Raw genomic sequence first — 17,121 nt, forward strand, 5'->3', positions numbered from 1 at the left:
CCGGCCGAAAACGGCCGGGCCCCGTGCGTGTCGGGTCGGTCCTACCGCTCGGCGAGCCGCTCCTTGCCGGCCTTGACGGCGGCGGCGACGTCGGCGCCGTCACGCGGGGCGGAGGCCCGAGCCGTGGCGGTGCTTGTGCCGTCCGTCGTCCGGAGCACGTCGGTCGCGTTCGTCACTGGGGTGTACCCGGCGGGACCGCTGATGTGGAAGCCCAGCCCGTTGCGCTGCACGTCGTTCATGACCGCGGCGGAGCCGAAGACCAGGCCCGTGTGAACCGAGCCCGCCATCTCTTCACCCAGGTACCAGATCTCGTCCCCGACCTGACCGGCGGTGCCGGGGGCGAGGATCAGCGGCGCGTCGAGCGACCCCATCAGGGCGCCGCCGGCGAGCGCGTCCGGCCAGTTGGCCCCGGTGGCCACCCCGATGTGCTGATAGCCACCGAAGAAGGCATAGGCGACGTACAGCGCCGTCTCGTAGCGGGTCGACCCGGAGACCGGGATCCCGCCGTACGGCCGGGTGGCGATGTCCCCCCAGAGGCCGATGCCGTAGATCTCCGTGCTGGCGGGCAGCGCGTCGAAGTAGCTCAGGGTGGCCGGGGTGAGGGTGCTGTCCTTGGTGAGGATCACGACGGCCGAGGTGCCCTTGCCGGGCAGGTTCTGGGCGCCGGCGGCCGCACCCGCGGCGAGGGCGTCCGGGAAGTTCGCGCCGGTGGCGGCGAGCACCTTGTCCGGCGTCGGGTCGATGGCGTTGGCGATCGCGATCGAGGTGGCGTAACGGTCGGTGCCGGCGAGCCGGACGGGCGTGAAGCCCAGCGAGCGAACCTGGTTCTCCACGGTGGTGGAGAGCGCACCGGCCGCGCTGCCGAGCAGGTAGACGGTGCTGCCCGGCTTGAGGACCCGGGTCAGCTCGGTGGCGACCGCCGGCGCGAGCGTGGTGGTCGGGGTCATCAGCAGGGGCCCGTTCTTCGCCGCCGCCAGGGCGGACCCGCCGAGCGCGTCGGCGAAGGTGTCGGACCGCGACAGGACCGCGACCGTGGCCTTGGCGCGCGGGTCGGAGGCGTTGCTGTGGCTCGCCCAGTGCGACTGGGAGATGGCCGAGGCGGTGCCGTAGCGGTCGCTGCCGGCGAGGCGGACCACCCGGTCCTTCTTCGCCGGACGGTAGTCCGGCACGCCGGGGAGGTACGGGATGGTGGTCACCGGGGCGCCGGCGGTGGTGGGGGCCGTCCCGACGGTCGTGCCCCCCTGCGCGAAGGCGACCGTCTTGCCGTCAGCGTTGAGCACCGGGTCGGCCTTGGCCGTCCCGCCGATCGTGACCTGGACCTCGGCGGCGCCTGCGGCGGTGCCCCGCACCCAGATCTGCTCGCCACGCACGAAGGCGACCTTCGAGCCGTCGGCCGAGATGGTGGGACTCGCGGCGTCCGTGGCGATGCGCGTGTACGTGCTGCCGTCGAGGAAGCCGATCTCCGGTGTGCCGACGGCGTTGCCGGCGCTGTCGGCGGCCTGCCGCTGCACCACGAGACGTGAGCTGCCGTTGGTGTCCGGCTCCGAGTAGTGGTTGCCGTCGTCCGGCGAGCGGCGCACCACGTCGAAGCCGACGGCGCTGACGGATCCCTCGATCCGCCACGGGCTGCCGGCCTCCTTGGCGGCCCAGACCACGGTCGACCCGTCGCCGACCCACTCCGGCGTGGCACGGGTGACGTCGGTCTGCGCCTCGGCGATCGGGTAGACCTCCATGCTGTCGCCGATTGTCGCGATGTCGCCGTAGCCGGTGACGAACACGGCCCGGCTACCGTCCGGCGACCAGGCGGCGTCGGTGATTGTGTAGTCCGCCGAGCCGATGCCCACACCATCGCCGGTGACCAGGGTGTGCGTGCCATCGCTGGAGGTCAGCTCGCCGCTGGGGCCGTGGGTGGCGTGCGCGGTGCCGGCACCGCCGAACAGGGTGGTCGCGCCGATGGCGAGCACGATGGCGCCCGCTCCCGAGCGGCGCCGAAGGGAAGGTCGAAGCAAGGAAGCTCCTCGGAAGACGATTGCGCCGGTTGCGGGGTCGGCGGCCGGGCCGGCCGGTGTGGCGCGGGCTTCACTGTAGAGGACGGCCGCCGCCGGCGCAGTCCCGCGACGTACCCGTGCGGGCACGCTGAGTGAGCAGTCAGGGCCGGCGCGTACGGCGTGAGCTGCTTCCGGCCTGCCTGGTCCACCCGTTGCCTCAGCCGTTCGGTCAGAGAATCGCGTCGGCGGCGATCCGGGGCAGCGGTCGAGCAAAGGATCTTCTAAGGTTCTGACCATCTGCGCCGCCCCGTGCCGGACTGGCCGGCAGACGGGTGCCTCTTCACGGCGCGTCTCATTTCAGCGGGGAGTTCCCTTGCCTCCATCTTCCCTTCGCAGGTCCGCAGCCGTCGCCTCGGCCCTCGCGCTCGGTTCCACCACCCTCGTCGTGTCCGCGCCCGCCGCCCAGGCGAGCCTCGCCGGCTCCGGCAGCGTGCTCACGACCACCAACAGCGGCTCCACCGTCATGCAGGTGTACGGGGACGCGTCCCGTACGCAGATCGCCAACATCGAGAAGATGCGCGACGCGGCGTGGTCGCCGGACGGCAGCCGCTTCGCGTACATCGGCCCAGACGTGGACGGCGGCGGCATCACGTCGATGCGGTTCAACGCCGAGGCCCCGGACTGGTACATCGCGCTACCAAACGAGAGCGTCACCCGTCGCGGCCTGTCCTGGCGGGGTGGCGGCAGCAGTGTCGTCTGGGGAGAGCAGCGGAAGGACCCGGGTTCCAAGTGGGTCATCCGGGGGGCCGCGAGCTCGTCGGGCTGGGAGCCCGGGCAGCTCACGCCGAACGACGGCATGCACTACCAGAACCCGGACGGCGGGCCCAGCGGCAAGGTCGTGTTCCAGCGGATGGCCGACAACGGGTCCGGGTCGCCGACCGGCACCCCGGCCGTGGTGCTCTATGACCCGGCCAAGCCCGCCGACCAGCGGATCACCGTCGTCGACGCGGACGGCTCCAACCCGTCGATCTCGCCGGACGGCACGAAGGTCGCGTTCGTCCGCGGTGGCCAGATCATCGTCTCCGACCTGGCCGGCGAGAACGAGGTCGTGGTGGCGGACAACGCCAGCGCCAACGACCACCCGACCTGGTCGCCCAACGGCGCGACCATCGCGTTCACCCGGGGTGCCACGGTGTCGAGCGCGCCGTCCAACGGTTCGGCCGCGGCCAACCCGACCAAGGTCTCGGACACCGTCGGCGTGCCGGCGTACCAGCCGCGCAACAAGGACCGGGTGGTCCGGCTCTCCGGCCAGAACCGGTACACGACGGCGATCGCCGTCGCCCAGTCGCACTGGGCCACCCACACGGACAGCGCGGACAAGCGCGAGCGGGCCAACACCGTCGTGCTGTCCCGGTCGGACATGTTCGCCGACGCGCTCAGCGGCTCGGCGCTGGCGGCCGTCAAGGGCGGCCCCCTGCTGCTGACTCCGCCGAACGGCCTGGACGCCCGGACCGCCGCCGAGATGCAGCGGGTCCTGGCCCCGGGTGGCACGGTCTACCTGCTGGGCAGCGAGGGTGCGCTCGCCGCCGCCGTCGCCGACCAGGCCGCGGCGCTCGGCTACACCGTCAAGCGGCTGGCCGGCCCCGACCGGTACGCCACCTCGGTGGAGATCGCCAAGGAGATCGACCCGACGCCGGACCTGGTCCTGCTCGCCACCGGCACCAACTTCCCGGACGCGCTCGCGGCCGGCGCTGCGGCCGGCTCGTACCAGGGGGAGGGCGTCCCGACCGCGGTCGTTCTGCTCACCAAGGACACGGTGATCACGCCAGCCACCAAGGCGTTCCTCGACACGCTGCCGCAGAGCGAGCGCACCCTCTTCGGGGTCGGCCGGTACGCCGCTGCCGCCGGGCTCGCGTACGACCCGACCACCGTCGAGGTGTGGGGTGAGAACCGGTACGAGACTGCGCTGTACACCGCCTGGACGTTCTTCGGGGGGCAGCGGTACGCGGGCGTCGCCACCGGCTACGACTGGCCGGACGCGCTCGCTGGTGGTGCCCTGATGGGTCGCCTCAACGGCCCGCTGCTGATCACCCCGGGCACCGGGGCCAACCTCGCGTTCGAGACTCAGCTGCTGCTGGACGAGGCCAGCGGCTCCATCCACACCGGCCTGGTCTTCGGCTCGGCCGCGGTGGTCACCGACGCGCAGCGGAGCCAGATCGGCACCTGGATCGCCGGCCCGCTCGGCTCCAGCCTGCTGAGCAACACCACCGACGTCATCGGCGAGCGGAGCCAGACGACGACGCTGCGGACGCAGGCCGTCAGCGGTGAGGGCGACATGCGGACGGTCGAGCAGGCCGTCGCCGCCGCCAAGCAGGCCCGCGAGCGTCTCGCCGGCCGCTGAGCGAGAACGGATGACAGAGGGGCCCGGTCGCAACCGACCGGGCCCCTCTGTCGTGTTAGGAGGACGCGTGAGCGCGTCCCGTCCCATGCGGGGGCACGCGACCGGCCGTCAAGCCAGGGCCGGACGTGGTGAAGGGAGACAGTGATGGCAGAGAAAGACACTGGCGCCGGGTCCTGGTCCCGCCGGCAGGTCCTGACGGTGGTGGGGGCGGCCGGCGTGGCGCCGCTGGTGGCGGCGGGCGCGGCCGAGGCGGCTCCCGTGACACCCACGGCGACCGGGCGGTGGGTCGGGCCCGGGGGCCCGGGAGTCATCGACCCGGCGTACGAGATCAGCCCCCCGCAGCCGGCGTCCGCGGTCGCGGAGGCGCCCCGCCTGTCCGCGAAGCAGGGCCGGCAGTTCGCCAGCGGTCCCTCCGACGCGGCACGCACGCTGAGCAGCGACGCGGCCGCGGCGGAGGTGCCGTTCACGTTCCGTTACGACCCATTCGACATCCGGGACCTGCCGGAGACCCTGCGGCCGTACCACAGCAACGTCCGGCTGCCGATGGTCGACGCGGGCCCGCACGACGAGCACGGCGTCCGCATGGCGCTGCTCGGCGGGACGCTCTACGACCATCCCGTCAACCAGGCCCAGTACGGCCTCAACCTGCTGGAGAGTTACCGCGTCACCGGCTACCAGTGGTACCTCCAGCGGGCGATGGCGCAGGCGCAGCGCCTGATCGACCGGCGGGTCGTCCATGAGGGGGGCTGGTTCTACCCGTACACCTTCCGGCACGCCATGCACCGCTCCGCCGACATCTACGAGACGCCGTGGTACTCGATGATGGCCCAGGGCCAGGCGATGAGCCTCTTCGTCCGGCTGGCGCAGATCCTGGGCAGGGGCAGCCGCTGGCGCGAGGCGGCCGACGCGACGTTCGCGTCCTACCTGGTCCCGCCGGTGGCCGGCAAGCCGTGGGGGGTGTACGTCAAGGACGGGCTGCTCTGGCTGGAGGAGTACGCGCACCCCACGGAGGTGCGGGGCGACCTGACCTACAACGGGCACATCTTCTCGGCCTTCGGCCTCTGGGACTACTGGAGCATGAGCCGCGACGCCCGGGCCAAGCTGATCCTCCAGGGCGCGATCACCACCGCCCGCGACGTCCACCACCTCATCCGGACCCGCCAGTGGCGGAGCAAGTACTGCCTCACCCACCAGAAGGACGCGGGCAACTACCACACCACGCACATCGGTCAGCACTCCGTGCTGCACGCCATCACCGGCGACTCCATCTTCGCCCAGATCATGGACCTGTACTACTCCGACCACCCGCCGCGCGGAGTGGCCGGGACGATCATGCTCGCCGCCGGGGAGCACGTCGGCTACAAGTTCGACGCGGCCGGCACGGTCCTGGCGACGAAGCGGCTCACCCTGACGCGGCGCAGCAACGCGCCGTCGTCGGAACGGCACAAGGTGATGCGCCAGACCGGCATCTGGTACGCCATCAGCGGCGGATCCCTGAGCGGTTACCTGGTCAAGGAGATCCCCGGCAAGTCGTACCAGATCGGGAGGGCGGCGGCGATCGGCTACCGCATCCCGCGGCCGGCCGTGGTCGCCGCCGCGCCGGTCAAGGCGTACACCATCGACTCGGCCGGGCAGATGACCTCGGTCGTCACCGACCTCGCCGTCGGTGACAACGTGAGCGTCGACATGCGGGCCGTCCTCAACGGTGTCCAGCACTACCGGCTGGCCTCCGGCACGTACGCCGGCCGCTGGGTGGGCCTCACCACCCTGACCGGCAGGTGACCGTCGCGCACCTCCGCCCGACGCAACCACCAACGGGCAGTCTCGTGTCCGTCCTCTCACCACGAGGGTTGCTGGAGCGGGCCCGGACCGGGCCCGCTCTCCGGCGCCGCGGTACGGCGGTACCGGACCGCCGGGGCGGCCGGCCGATACGCTGGCGATCATGCGCATCGGCATCGTGATCCTCCCCGACCAGCGCTGGTCGGATTCCCAGCGTCGCTGGCAGCAGGCGGACGAGTGGGGCTTCGACCACGCCTGGACGTACGACCACCTCGGCTGGCGGGACCTGGTCGACGGGCCGTGGTTCGACTCGATGACCACCCTCACCGCGGCGGCGACGGTGACCCGCCGGATCCGCCTCGGCACCCTGGTCGCCTCGCCGAACTTCCGGCACCCGGCGGCCTTCGCCCGGCAGATCACCGCCCTCGACGACGTGTCCGGCGGGCGGGTCCTGCTCGGCGTCGGCGCGGGCGGCATCGGGTTCGACTCCGCCGTGCTGGGCGGGGAGACCCTGCCGCCCCGACAGCGGGTGGACCGGTTCGCCGAGTTCCTGGAGCTGCTCGACCTGGTGCTGCGCGAGGACGGTACGACCTGGCGCGGCGACTGGTTCACCGCCGTGGACGCGCGCAACAACCCCGGGTGCGTGCAGATCCCGCGGGTGCCGTTCGTGGTGGCCGCCAACGGGCCCCGCTCCATGCGACTCGTCGCGCGCTTCGGTCAGGGCTGGGTCACCACCGGTTCCGGCGGCGACGACCTGGCCGCCTGGTGGGACGGCGTCGCCGAGCTGGTGGCGCGGATGGACAAGACGCTCGCTGCCGAGGGGCGCGATCCGGCCTCGCTGGACCGGTACCTCTCGCTCGACTCGGCGCCGGAGTTCTCCCTCCGCGGTGCCGACTTCTTCGCCGAACAGGTGGGGCGTGCCGCCACGCTCGGCTTCACCGACGTGGTCACCCACTGGCCCCGCGCCAGCAGCTGGTACGCGGGCGACGAGGAGGTCCTGGTGGACGTCGCCACCCGCCTCCTGCCCGAGCTGCGCCGCGCCTGAGCCCGGGGTGCCGCGACGCCGGCCTGGCCACGCGCGGGAGACGCTGCCCGCCGTGGCGTACGCCGCCGGATGAACGGTCGGCGTCCGGCAGCCGTCCGCGTGCCTCAGGTGCCGAGGTCGCCGGTGGTGATGCCGCCGTCGCCGGCCGAGACCAGCCGGAAGCGGACGCACACGATGGGGCTGTCGTCCTCGACGGGCGTACCGGCCCGGGCCCAGAACGCCGCGTGGCCGGCACGCCACTCCTCGATCGACCGGTCACCCTCACCCTCCGAGCGGGCGAAGTCCCAGGAGACCCCGGTGAAGGGGACCACCTCGACGCCGGTGACCTCCACGACGGCGACGAGTCCGTCGTGGTCGTCGACGAGCGCGAGCCGCTCGCCCACGTGCTCCGGTTCCTCGCCCTCCTGCTCGTACTCGCTGAGGAGGCCGGCGGTGGCCTGCTTCACCCCGGCGAGCACGAGGGTGTTCAGGTTCGTCCGCATCTCCCCGGGCGTCCCGAGGTCAAGGGTGCGCAGTCCGCCGATCCGAGGCCACATCCTGCCGACGCTACCGCCGCCGCCCGCGCGCCGAGGTCGCCTGTTGTGGGCGGGGCGCTCCGGCATCACGGTGCGAGGTCGGCACCGGTGAGCAGGCTCCGGACACGCAGTTCGGCCGCGACCTCCGGTGGGCAGTCGGCCACCACCGCGGCCGTGCCGACCGCCTGCGCGTCGCGCGCCGCGCAGATCTCGTAGAGGGCGCGTACCTGGGCCCCGGTGGCCACCCAGTCGTCCACCACCAGCACCCGGTCGCCCGGCCCGAGGTGCCGGTCGCGGACGGCCAGGTCGACCTGGCGACCGCGGAAGTCCGGTGGGCTCTGCGCCCAGGTCAGCGTGCCGGCGGGCAGGCGCCCGTCGCCCGGCTTGTGCGCGGCGACGAAGCCGACGCCGAGCGCGGTGGCGGCGAGGGGCCCGAGCAGGTATCCGGTGACGGCCGGGGAGACGACCACGGTCGGCCGGGCGGACCGGAACGGCTCCACCAGGGCCGGCCCGAGATCGGCGAGCACCGACGGGTCGCGCCACCAGCCGGAGACGTCGCTGACCAGGTGGCTGGCACCGGGGCCGGGATCGATCCAGCGGATCAGCTCGGTAAGGCGTCTGCTCAGCTCAGCGGGCACGTACTCCATCCTGCGGCATCGATCGCGCGGCCGCGGGCCGTGGTCGGGCGGGCCACCCCGGGTCGGATGATCGGCTACACGTTTCACCGCAATTAGGGCCATACCCCTATGATCACGTTGACTTCGGAAGTGCTTCTCTCGTTACGGTCCGACCCGGTTTGTTCCGAAGACGAAAGGACCGGGCTGGTGGCTGGCAGGCACTCGCGTCCCCGTAGGTTCTCCTCCCCGACCGGCATCGCGGCCACCGCGGCGCTCGGTGTGATCCTCGCGGTCGGAGGCACCGTCGGCGCCGTGCAGTTGACCTCCGGCGCGGAGGCCGAGCGGCCGGCCGCCGTCGACCTGGCACCCACCGGCGTGCCGACCAGCGCCGCCCCCACCTCGCCGACGGCGTCGCCGAGCACCAGCAGCTCCCCGAGCCCGACGGCGAGCCCGAAGGCCACCCGCTCGACGCAGGCCCCGTCGCGGAGCAAGCCGCGCACCGCCACGCCGAAGCCGACCGCCACGAGGACCAGCACCGCCCGTCCCGTCGTCGACACCGGCTCCTGCGGCGCCTCCTTCTACTCCGACGGGCAGCTCACGGCCAACGGCGAGACGTTCGACCCGTCGGCGATGACCGCCGCGCACAAGACCCTGCCGTTCGACACGAAGGTGCGGGTCACCAACCCTGCGACCGGCAAGTCGGTGACCGTCCGGATCAACGACCGCGGCCCGTTCATCGAGGGACGTTGCCTGGATCTGTCCCGCGCGGCGTTCGCGGCGATCGCCTCCCTGGACGCGGGCCACGTCGAGGTCCGGTACGAGGTCCTGGGCTGAGCGGGTGCGGGACGGCGATCGGGTCGGCGACGGGGTCCGCCCGGCCAGATCCACCTCGGACGTCGGGCCAGGTTCATTCACCGTTTCACGTCGATCAGGCATGCTGTCCCTCGTACGCACGCACGCCTTCCAGTCGGGCCGCGGCCCGCTGAGCCCCGGATCCCGCGCCGGCCTCGGCGCGGCCCTCGGCCTGCTCGCACTCGTGTCCGCGGTGGAGTTGGCGGACGGGCGGGGCGCGAACTACATCGCCCTGATGGTCGCCGCGCCGTTCCTCGCCGCGGCCCTGGCCTCGTGGCGGGTCGTGCTGGGCGTGGGCGCGGCCGCGACCGTCCTCGGCGCGAGCTTCGCGCTGGGCGAGGAGACCGTCTCGCTCTCCACGTCGGTCGCGGTCGCCGGTATCGCGCTGGGCACGGCGCTCGCCGCGGCCACGGCGGCGGTACGCCAGCGGCAGGCCGAGCAGATCGCGGAGCTGTCGAAGCTCGCCGCGGTGGCCCAGCAGGCGGTGCTCCGCCCGCTCGGCCCGCAGGTGGGGTCCCTCGCGGTCGCCGCCCGCTACATCTCGTCCACGGCCACGGCGGAGATCGGCGGTGACCTGTACGAGGCGCTCGACACCCCGTACGGCGTACGCATGATCATCGGCGACGTCCGGGGGAAGGGCCTGGACGCGGTCCGACTGGCGAGCATCGTCCTGGGTTCGTACCGGCACGTGGCGTACGAGCGGGCCGACCTGCGGGCCGTCGTCGCCGACCTGGACCGGGCGGTGGCCCGCAGCGTGGGCGACGAGGACTTCGTGACCGCCGCCCTGGTCGAGGAGCGCGGTGGCACACTGACGATCGTCAACTGCGGGCACCCGCCTCCGCTGCTGCTGCGTCACGGCGCGGTCATCCCCCTCGAACCGCCGGCGCCGGCGCCGCCGCTCGGGTTCATGCCGGTGGTCCGGCCCCGGGTCGAGCGGCTGGAGCCCGGGGACCGGTTGTTGCTGTTCACCGACGGGCTGGGCGAGGCCCGGAGGGACGGTGAGTTCTTCCCGACGGCCGACCGGGCCTGGCGGCTCCTCGGTCACGGGACGGTCGCCGACGGGCTGGCGTCCCTGGAGACCGCCCTGGTGGAGTGGGTCCACGGCCGGCTCGACGACGACATCGCGCTGGTGCTGATGGAGTACACGGGTGCCCGGAGCGGGGTCACCGCCGCCGTGCCGAGCTGGGAGGTCGGGGCGGCCGAGGGCTGAGTTCGCCGTGGCGTTTCCACCCTGTTGCGGTCCGTGCCTGCGTACCTGAACGGGAAGTGTGTAATCGCTGTCACTTCGCCGATCGGCTTGTCGCTGCCTACCCGTGAGTAATACAGTCGGGGTTACTGATCGGTAACACACCTGTCCGGAAGCGGGGCCAGCGAGCATGACCCACTACAAGAGCAACCTTCGGGACCTCGAGTTCAACCTGTTCGAGGTCTTCGGGGCGGACCGGACGTTCGGCCAGGCGCCGTACACGGAGCTGGACGTCGACACCGCCCGCAGCTTCCTCTCCGAGGTCGACCGCCTGGCCCGCGAGGACCTCGCGGCCAGCTACACGGACAGCGACCGCAACCCGCCGGTGTTCGACCCGGCGACGCACACCGCGCCGCTGCCGGAGTCGTTCAAGAAGTCGTACAAGGCCTTCATGGACTCCGAGTTCTGGCGGCTGGACCTGCCCGAGGCGCTGGACGGCTCGAACGCCCCCCGCGCGCTCTGGTGGTCTCTCGCCGAGCTGGTGCTGGGCGCCAACGCCCCGATCTGGATGTACGCGTCCGGCCCGTCCTTCGCGCACGTCCTGCACGTCGAGGGCACCGAGCAGCAGAAGAAGTGGGCCAAGCTCTTCATCGAGAAGCAGTGGGGCTCGACGATGGTGCTGACCGAGCCGGACGCCGGCTCGGACGTCGGCGCCGGCCGCACCCGCGCCATCCCGCAGCCGGACGGCTCGTGGCACATCGAGGGCGTCAAGCGCTTCATCACCTCGGGTGAGCACGACCTCTCCGACAACATCGTCCACTACGTGCTGGCCCGCCCGGTCGGCGTCGAGGGCGTCGGCGGTGCCGGCACCAAGGGGCTCTCGCTCTTCGTCGTCCCGAAGTACCACTTCGACGAGGAGACCGGCGAGCTGGGCGAGCGCAACGGCGTCTACGCCACCAACGTCGAGCACAAGATGGGCCTGAAGGTCTCCAACACCTGCGAGGTGACCTTCGGCGAGCACGGCGTGCCGGCCAAGGGCTGGCTGCTGGGTGAGAAGCACGACGGCATCCGGCAGATGTTCATGATCATCGAGTACGCCCGGATGATGGTCGGCACGAAGGCGATCGCCACGCTCTCGACCGGTTACCTGAACGCGCTCGAGTACGCCAAGAACCGGGTGCAGGGCGCCGACCTGACCCAGATGACCGACAAGACCGCGCCGCGGGTCACCATCACCCACCACCCGGACGTGCGCCGCTCGCTGCTGCTGCAGAAGTCGTACGCCGAGGGTCTGCGCGCGCTGGTCTGCTACACCGCCAGCTGGCAGGACAAGGTCGCCATCGCCGAGGCGGCCGGCGACGAGAAGGCCACCAAGCTGGCCAAGCGGGTCAACGACCTGCTGCTCCCGCTGGTGAAGGGCGTCGGCTCGGAGCGGGCGTACGAGCTGCTCGGCCACGAGTCGCTCCAGACCTTCGGCGGTTCCGGCTTCCTCCAGGACTACCCGCTGGAGCAGTACGTCCGGGACGCCAAGATCGACACCCTGTACGAGGGCACCACCGCGATCCAGAGCCTCGACCTGATCTTCCGGAAGATCGTCCGGGACAACGGCAAGGCCCTGATGGCGGTCGCCGGCGAGATCCAGGAGTTCATCGCCACCGAGGGCGGCAACGGCCAGCTCAAGGAGGAGCGGCAGGCGCTCGGCAAGGCGCTCGCCGAGATCCAGACCATCCTCGGCGTGATGACCGGTTGGCTGGGCGAGGCGCAGGGCGGCGACGCCCGGGCCCTGTACAAGGTCGGCCTGAGCAGCCGCCGGTTCCTGCTGGCGGTGGGTGACCTGGTCGTGGGCTGGCTGCTCCAGAAGCAGGCCGACGTCGCCCTGAAGGCGCTCGGCGGTGAGGTGTCCGCGTCCGACAAGGCGTTCTACACCGGCAAGGTGGCCGCTGCCCGGTTCTTCGCCCGCGAGGTGCTGCCGCGCATCGGTGCCGACCGGCGGATCATCGAGAACGCCGACCTGGACGTCATGGACCTCCCGGAGGAGGCCTTCTGAGTCACGCCACGCCGCTCAAGGGTGTGGTGAGCCCGGGCCCGACCCGGGAGTGAGCTGGTCACGACGGCCGGCGGGTGCCGACCCGCCGGCCGTCGTGTTGCTCCGGGGAGGGTGCCGTCCGGGCGGGCGGCGGCCCATGTTTTCGGGTGTCGTGCGGGTAGCCGCAGCTCACGACGGGTATCCACCGCGGACCACGGCAGAGAACGCCCAGAGCCACCGCACGGGGGAGTGCAGCGCACATGGGCATTGGTAGCGGCATCTTCCTGATCGCTGTCGGAGCGATCCTCACCTTCGCCATCCGGGCCAACGTCTGGTGGCTCGATCTACGCGCGGTCGGCTGGGTGTTCATCCTGGCCGGACTCGCCGTCCTGCTCACCACGCTCTGGTTCTGGCAGGACCGTCGCAAGCGGGCACGAACGCTGATCGTGGAGGAGAACCGGCTGTCGCACCCCACCGCGATGATGCCGCCGCCTCCCGACCCGCCGCCGCCCACCGCGCCACCGTCCTGATCTCCACGACGACCACGCCCTGAGCCACGCACCCCACCGGTGCCGCGCTCAGGGCGTGTGTCGGCGTCGAGGGTTAACCGCGTGCCGTGTGCCGCGCTGTGATGACGCTTCCCGCCCTGCCCAGCTCCGCCCACTCAGCCGCCGTCCGGTGCACCTCGATGTCGCTGGTGCGTAACCCCTCCTGGTCCGCCCGCTCCGGGTCGAGAAGTGCCGACAAGAGCGAGATTCCGGGATTGTGGGCGATGAGCAGCGCTGTCCGGGCGGCCGGATCGACCCGCCGCACCAGGGCCAACAGGTCCTCCGGGTGCGCCTCGTACGCGTCCGCCGCGTAGTGGACGGCGGGTGCCGGCCCGGCCGACCCGCCCTCCGGCGGTGTCCCGGTCATGCCCAACGCCACACCGTGCCAGGTCTCCCGGGTGCGCCGGGAGGTCGAGCAGATCACCACGTCGGGCAGTAACGCGTGCTTGGCGAGCCACGCGCCGGCCGCCGCCGCGTCGGCACGACCCCGCGCCGCCAGCGGGCGCTCCACGTCCGGTCCGTCGTCGGGTGGCTCCGCCTTCGAGTGCCGGAGCAGCACCAGCGTGCGGGCCTGGGCGTACGGGTCCGTCATGTCCTCAAGCTTGCCCGATTGGCGATCTCACCGCCTGGGTAAGTCGATGCCTGCCGCAACCTCACCGATGGCCGCGGCGACCGGAACGCCAGGTGACAGCCGAGGAGGCGACGAGATGGGCATTGGTGGCAGTATCTTCTTGATCGCGCTGGGCGCGATCTTCGCGTTCGCCGTCGAGGCGAATCTGGGATGGCTCGACCTGGCCGTGGTCGGCTGGGTGCTGATGCTCGCCGGTGTGGCGGGCCTGCTGGTCACCCTCTACTTCTGGAACTCCCGGCGCCGGACGGTGGTCACCCGGCCGGTTCGCGAGGAGCGCGTCGTGGCCGACCCCGTCGTGCCGGCGCAGGACCGGGTCGTGCAGGAGTACCGCGAGGTGCGCCGGCCGGGCCCGACCGTCTGACGGTTCCCCTGCCGAGGAAGGGCCCCTTCCACCGCCGCTTGGCGTCGGGAAGGGGCCCTTCCTTTCGCCTCAGACGAAGAGGGCGAAGTAGATCGCGATGTGGTGACAGATCGCGGCCACCAGGGTGCAGGCGTGGAAGAACTCGTGGTGGCCGAAGACGGTCGGCCAGGGGTTGGGCCGCCGCAGCGCGTAGAAGACGGCGCCGACGCTGTAGATGGCGCCACCGACGATCAGCAGGACCAGGGCGGTCACGCCGCCGACCCGGAGGATGTCCGGCAGCATCGCCACCGAGACCCAGCCGAGCGCGAGGTAGAGCGGCGCGGAGACCCACCGCGGGGCGTGGGGCCAGACGAGCTTGAGCGCCACCCCACCCAGAGCGCCACCCCACACCAGCGACAGCATCACCGTCGCGGGCCGGGGCTCCAGCAGGAGGACACAGAACGGCGTGTACGTCCCGGCGATGAACACGAAGATCATCGAATGGTCCATCCGGCGCATGATCTGGTAGCCCCGCTCCGACCACACGCGACGGTGGTAGAGGGCGCTGGTGCCGAACAGGCCACAGACCGTGAGGCTGTAGACGAGACAGCTGATCAGCGGCGACCAGCCGGGCCGGGCGGCGGCGATGGAGCACAGCACGATGCCGCAGACGAGTGCGGCGAAGAAGGCGTACGTGTGGAGCCAGCCGCGCATCCGCGGCTTGCCGATGTCGACCGGCTTGAGGCGAAGCGGTGCGGAGGTGGTCACGCCAACAGGCTACGACACCGTAGGTTACTTGCAAGTAGTGTGTCCGGTCACGCCCGATGAACGCGTGCCGGGGAAACGGCGACGCGGCTCCGTCCGGAAGGATGGCGGAATGCGGATCCGACCGGTCGGGGCCCACGCCCTGCTGCTCGACTGCGCCGGCGAGACCGACGTGGGCACCGCGGACGCCGGGGGTGACATGACCGGGCCGGACGAAGCCGTCGCGGCGCGGGTGGAGGCGTGGCGGGCGGAGCTGTGGCGCCGGCGGGAACGCGGTGAGCTGGACGCCGTCGAGATCGTCCCGGCCGCGGCCACCGTGCTGCTCGACGGCGTACGCGACCCGGAGCGCACTACGGCGCTCCTCGCCGGCTGGACCCCGGCACCGGTCGCCACCGTCGCCCCGCCAGCCACGGCGGAGGTGCCGGTGACCTATGACGGAGAGGACCTGCCCACCGTCGCCGGCCACTGGGGCGTCGACGTGTCGGCCGTCGTACGTCGGCTGACCACCACGGAGTTCCGGGTGGCCTTCTGCGGCTTCGCGCCCGGGTTCGCGTACCTCACCGGGCTCCCCGCCGCGTTGTCCGTGCCCCGGCTGGCGAGCCCCCGCCCCCGGGTGCCCGCCGGCTCGGTCGCCCTGGCCGGCCCGTACGCCGGGATCTACCCGACCGCCTCCCCCGGCGGTTGGCTGCTCGTCGGGCGGACCGAACTGCCCCTGTTCGACGTGCACGCCGACCCGCCGGCCCGGCTCGCCCCCGGCACCCGCGTCCGGCTGGTGCCGGCGTGACCGCGCCGACCAGCGGCACGGTCGAGGTGCTGCGGGCGGGCGCCCTCACCACGGTGCAGGACCTCGGCCGGCCCGGCTGGGCGCACCTCGGCGTGCCGCGCTCCGGCGCCCTCGACCCGGCCGCCCTCCGGCTGGCCAACCGGCTGGTCGGCAACCCCGAGCCCGCCGCCGGTCTGGAGATCACGCTGACCGGGTGCGCGCTGCGGTTCACCCGCGCCACCGCGGTGGCGCTCGCCGGGGCGGACGCCGACGTCCGGGTCGGCACCCGTCCCGGTGACGTCGGCCGGCCGCTCGCCGTACCGGCCGGCGCGGTGGTCCGGATCGGTCCACCCCGCACCGGCCTGCGGTCGTGGCTCGCGGTCGCCGGAGGGATCGCCGTGGAGCCGGTGCTCGGCAGCCGCGCCACGGACACCCTCTCCGGGCTGGGTCCGCCCCCGCTGCGCGACGGCGACCGGCTCCCCCTGGGTACGCCGACCGGCCCGCCCGCCCCGGTGGACGTCACCGTCACCGCGCCACCCCCGGCCGAGCTGCGGCTGACGCTGCGCCTCGGCCCGCGCGACGACTGGTTCACGCCGCTCGCGCTCGACCGGCTGCTCGGCAGCGCGTACACCGTCTCGCCGGTGAGCAACCGGGTCGGCGCGCGACTGACCGGCGCGGCGCTACCCCGCGCGGTGGCCGGGGAACTGCCCAGCGAGGGGCTCGTGCTCGGCGCGGTGCAGGTGCCGTCGGACGGCCAGCCGCTGGTGTTCCTCGCCGACCACCCGACGACCGGCGGGTACCCCGTCATCGGGGTGGTGGCCGACGTGACCCCGCTCGCACAGGCCCGACCAGGGACTACGGTGACGTTCCATGGACCTCAACGCTGACCTCGGGGAGGGCTTCGGCATCTGGCGGCTCGGCGACGACGCGGCGCTGCTCGACCTGGTCACCTCGGCCAACGTCGCCTGCGGCTTCCACGCCGGGGACGCCCCCACCATGCGGCGGGTGTGCGCCCGCGCGGTCGAGCGCGGGGTCGCGGTGGGTGCGCAGGTCGGCTACCGCGACCTCACCGGCTTCGGGCGGCGGCACATCGCCTACGATTTCGCCGAGCTGCGGGACGAGGTCCTCTACCAGCTCGGTGCCCTGGACGCGTTCTGCCGGGTCGCCGGCACCCGGGTCCGTTACCTCAAGCCGCACGGCGCCCTGTACCACGCCGCCGCCTGCGACGAGTCTCAGGCGGCGGCGCTGGTCGCCGCGGTCGGCGAGTACGACGACCAGCTACCGCTGCTCTGCCCGCCCGGCTCGGTGCTCGCCCAGCTCGCGACCGGTGCCGGGCTGCGGGCGGTCGCCGAGGGCTTCGCCGACCGGGGCTACCTGCCCAACGGGCGGCTGGTGCCCCGGGGCGCCCCGAACGCTCTCGTCACCGACCCGGAACAGGTGGCGCAGCGGGCAGTTCTCATGGCCACCGAGCGGAACGTGGTCGCGGTGGACGGCACGGTGATCCCCTGCCCGGTGGAGTCGATCTGCCTGCACGGCGACACACCGGGCTCGGTGCGCTGCGCCGAGCTGGTCCGCGCCGCGCTCATCGACGCGGGGGTCCCGCTCACTCCGTTCGCGTGAGCGGTCGCGTGGTCCGGCAATGTGCTGCCGGACCACGCGACGGGC

16 protein-coding genes are annotated in these 17,121 nt (G+C 72.7%); 11 read left to right on the forward strand and 5 right to left on the reverse strand.

Annotated elements, in window-relative coordinates; genetic code table 11:
• Window positions 1–41 precede the first annotated feature (41 nt).
• Window positions 42–2,009: a cell wall-binding repeat-containing protein gene (locus HCJ94_RS01455; protein WP_167999106.1), complete on the reverse strand. Its 1,968-nt coding sequence runs from the start codon at window positions 2,007–2,009 to the stop codon at window positions 42–44.
• Between the two features lie 424 nt (window positions 2,010–2,433).
• Between HCJ94_RS01455 and HCJ94_RS01460 the strand changes: the two genes are divergently transcribed.
• The 3 genes from HCJ94_RS01460 (at window position 2,434) to HCJ94_RS01470 (ending at window position 7,213) form a co-directional block, all read left to right on the forward strand.
• On the forward strand, window positions 2,434–4,389 hold the full coding sequence (locus HCJ94_RS01460) for a cell wall-binding repeat-containing protein (protein WP_167999107.1): 1,956 nt from the start codon (window positions 2,434–2,436) through the stop codon (window positions 4,387–4,389).
• Between the two features lie 144 nt (window positions 4,390–4,533).
• Window positions 4,534–6,171: a D-glucuronyl C5-epimerase family protein gene (locus HCJ94_RS01465; protein WP_167999108.1), complete on the forward strand. Its 1,638-nt coding sequence runs from the start codon at window positions 4,534–4,536 to the stop codon at window positions 6,169–6,171.
• 160 nt (window positions 6,172–6,331) lie between these two features.
• Window positions 6,332–7,213 carry an LLM class flavin-dependent oxidoreductase gene (locus HCJ94_RS01470; RefSeq protein WP_167999109.1) on the forward strand — a complete coding sequence of 294 codons (882 nt, stop codon included), beginning with the start codon at window positions 6,332–6,334 and terminating at the stop codon, window positions 7,211–7,213.
• A 104-nt stretch (window positions 7,214–7,317) separates the two neighbouring features.
• On the opposite strand, the gene HCJ94_RS01475 is transcribed toward HCJ94_RS01470, so the two are convergent.
• Window positions 7,318–7,749, reverse strand: coding sequence for an ASCH domain-containing protein (locus HCJ94_RS01475; protein WP_167999110.1), 432 nt, complete (start codon window positions 7,747–7,749; stop codon window positions 7,318–7,320).
• Between the two features lie 65 nt (window positions 7,750–7,814).
• Window positions 7,815–8,366 (reverse strand): phosphoribosyltransferase family protein, encoded by a 552-nt coding sequence (locus tag HCJ94_RS01480; protein WP_167999111.1) that lies wholly within the window; start codon window positions 8,364–8,366, stop codon window positions 7,815–7,817.
• A gap of 186 nt (window positions 8,367–8,552) precedes the next feature.
• Here HCJ94_RS01480 and HCJ94_RS01485 point away from each other — a divergent pair, with 186 nt between their 5' ends.
• From HCJ94_RS01485 to HCJ94_RS01500, 4 genes are all read left to right on the forward strand, one after another.
• Entirely contained in the window at window positions 8,553–9,179 is a 627-nt protein-coding gene (locus tag HCJ94_RS01485; RefSeq protein WP_309227101.1) for a septal ring lytic transglycosylase RlpA family protein, read from the forward strand.
• A 100-nt stretch (window positions 9,180–9,279) separates the two neighbouring features.
• Entirely contained in the window at window positions 9,280–10,407 is a 1,128-nt protein-coding gene (locus HCJ94_RS01490) for a PP2C family protein-serine/threonine phosphatase (protein ID WP_167999113.1), read from the forward strand.
• Window positions 10,408–10,573: 166 nt separating this feature from the next.
• Window positions 10,574–12,430 carry an acyl-CoA dehydrogenase gene (locus tag HCJ94_RS01495; protein ID WP_167999114.1) on the forward strand — a complete coding sequence of 619 codons (1,857 nt, stop codon included), beginning with the start codon at window positions 10,574–10,576 and terminating at the stop codon, window positions 12,428–12,430.
• Between the two features lie 239 nt (window positions 12,431–12,669).
• Window positions 12,670–12,939 (forward strand): DUF6458 family protein, encoded by a 270-nt coding sequence (locus tag HCJ94_RS01500; protein ID WP_155329506.1) that lies wholly within the window; start codon window positions 12,670–12,672, stop codon window positions 12,937–12,939.
• A 73-nt stretch (window positions 12,940–13,012) separates the two neighbouring features.
• Here the strand turns inward: HCJ94_RS01500 and HCJ94_RS01505 are convergent, their stop codons facing one another.
• Window positions 13,013–13,549, reverse strand: a complete 537-nt coding sequence (locus HCJ94_RS01505) for a SixA phosphatase family protein (protein ID WP_167999115.1) — start codon at window positions 13,547–13,549, stop codon at window positions 13,013–13,015.
• Between the two features lie 115 nt (window positions 13,550–13,664).
• Between HCJ94_RS01505 and HCJ94_RS01510 the strand changes: the two genes are divergently transcribed.
• The gene (locus HCJ94_RS01510) at window positions 13,665–13,949 is read left to right on the forward strand and encodes a DUF6458 family protein (protein ID WP_167999116.1); all 285 of its coding nucleotides are present in this window, start codon (window positions 13,665–13,667) and stop codon (window positions 13,947–13,949) included.
• A 69-nt stretch (window positions 13,950–14,018) separates the two neighbouring features.
• Here the strand turns inward: HCJ94_RS01510 and trhA are convergent, their stop codons facing one another.
• Window positions 14,019–14,696, reverse strand: coding sequence for a PAQR family membrane homeostasis protein TrhA (trhA, locus tag HCJ94_RS01515; RefSeq protein ID WP_167999117.1), 678 nt, complete (start codon window positions 14,694–14,696; stop codon window positions 14,019–14,021).
• 109 nt (window positions 14,697–14,805) lie between these two features.
• Here trhA and HCJ94_RS01520 point away from each other — a divergent pair, with 109 nt between their 5' ends.
• The 3 genes from HCJ94_RS01520 to HCJ94_RS01530 are packed head-to-tail and all read left to right on the forward strand — an operon-like array spanning window position 14,806 to window position 17,076.
• Complete coding sequence (locus HCJ94_RS01520) at window positions 14,806–15,477, forward strand: 5-oxoprolinase subunit B family protein (RefSeq protein ID WP_167999118.1); 672 nt, start codon at window positions 14,806–14,808, stop codon at window positions 15,475–15,477.
• Window positions 15,474–16,343 carry a 5-oxoprolinase subunit C family protein gene (locus HCJ94_RS01525; protein WP_167999119.1) on the forward strand — a complete coding sequence of 290 codons (870 nt, stop codon included), beginning with the start codon at window positions 15,474–15,476 and terminating at the stop codon, window positions 16,341–16,343. Before HCJ94_RS01520 ends, HCJ94_RS01525 begins: the two co-directional genes overlap by 4 nt.
• Entirely contained in the window at window positions 16,327–17,076 is a 750-nt protein-coding gene (locus tag HCJ94_RS01530; protein WP_167999120.1) for a LamB/YcsF family protein, read from the forward strand. Before HCJ94_RS01525 ends, HCJ94_RS01530 begins: the two co-directional genes overlap by 17 nt.
• The last annotated feature ends 45 nt before the right edge of the window (window positions 17,077–17,121 follow it).

The organism is Micromonospora thermarum (genome assembly GCF_012034245.1).
Classification (GTDB): domain Bacteria; phylum Actinomycetota; class Actinomycetes; order Mycobacteriales; family Micromonosporaceae; genus Micromonospora; species Micromonospora thermarum.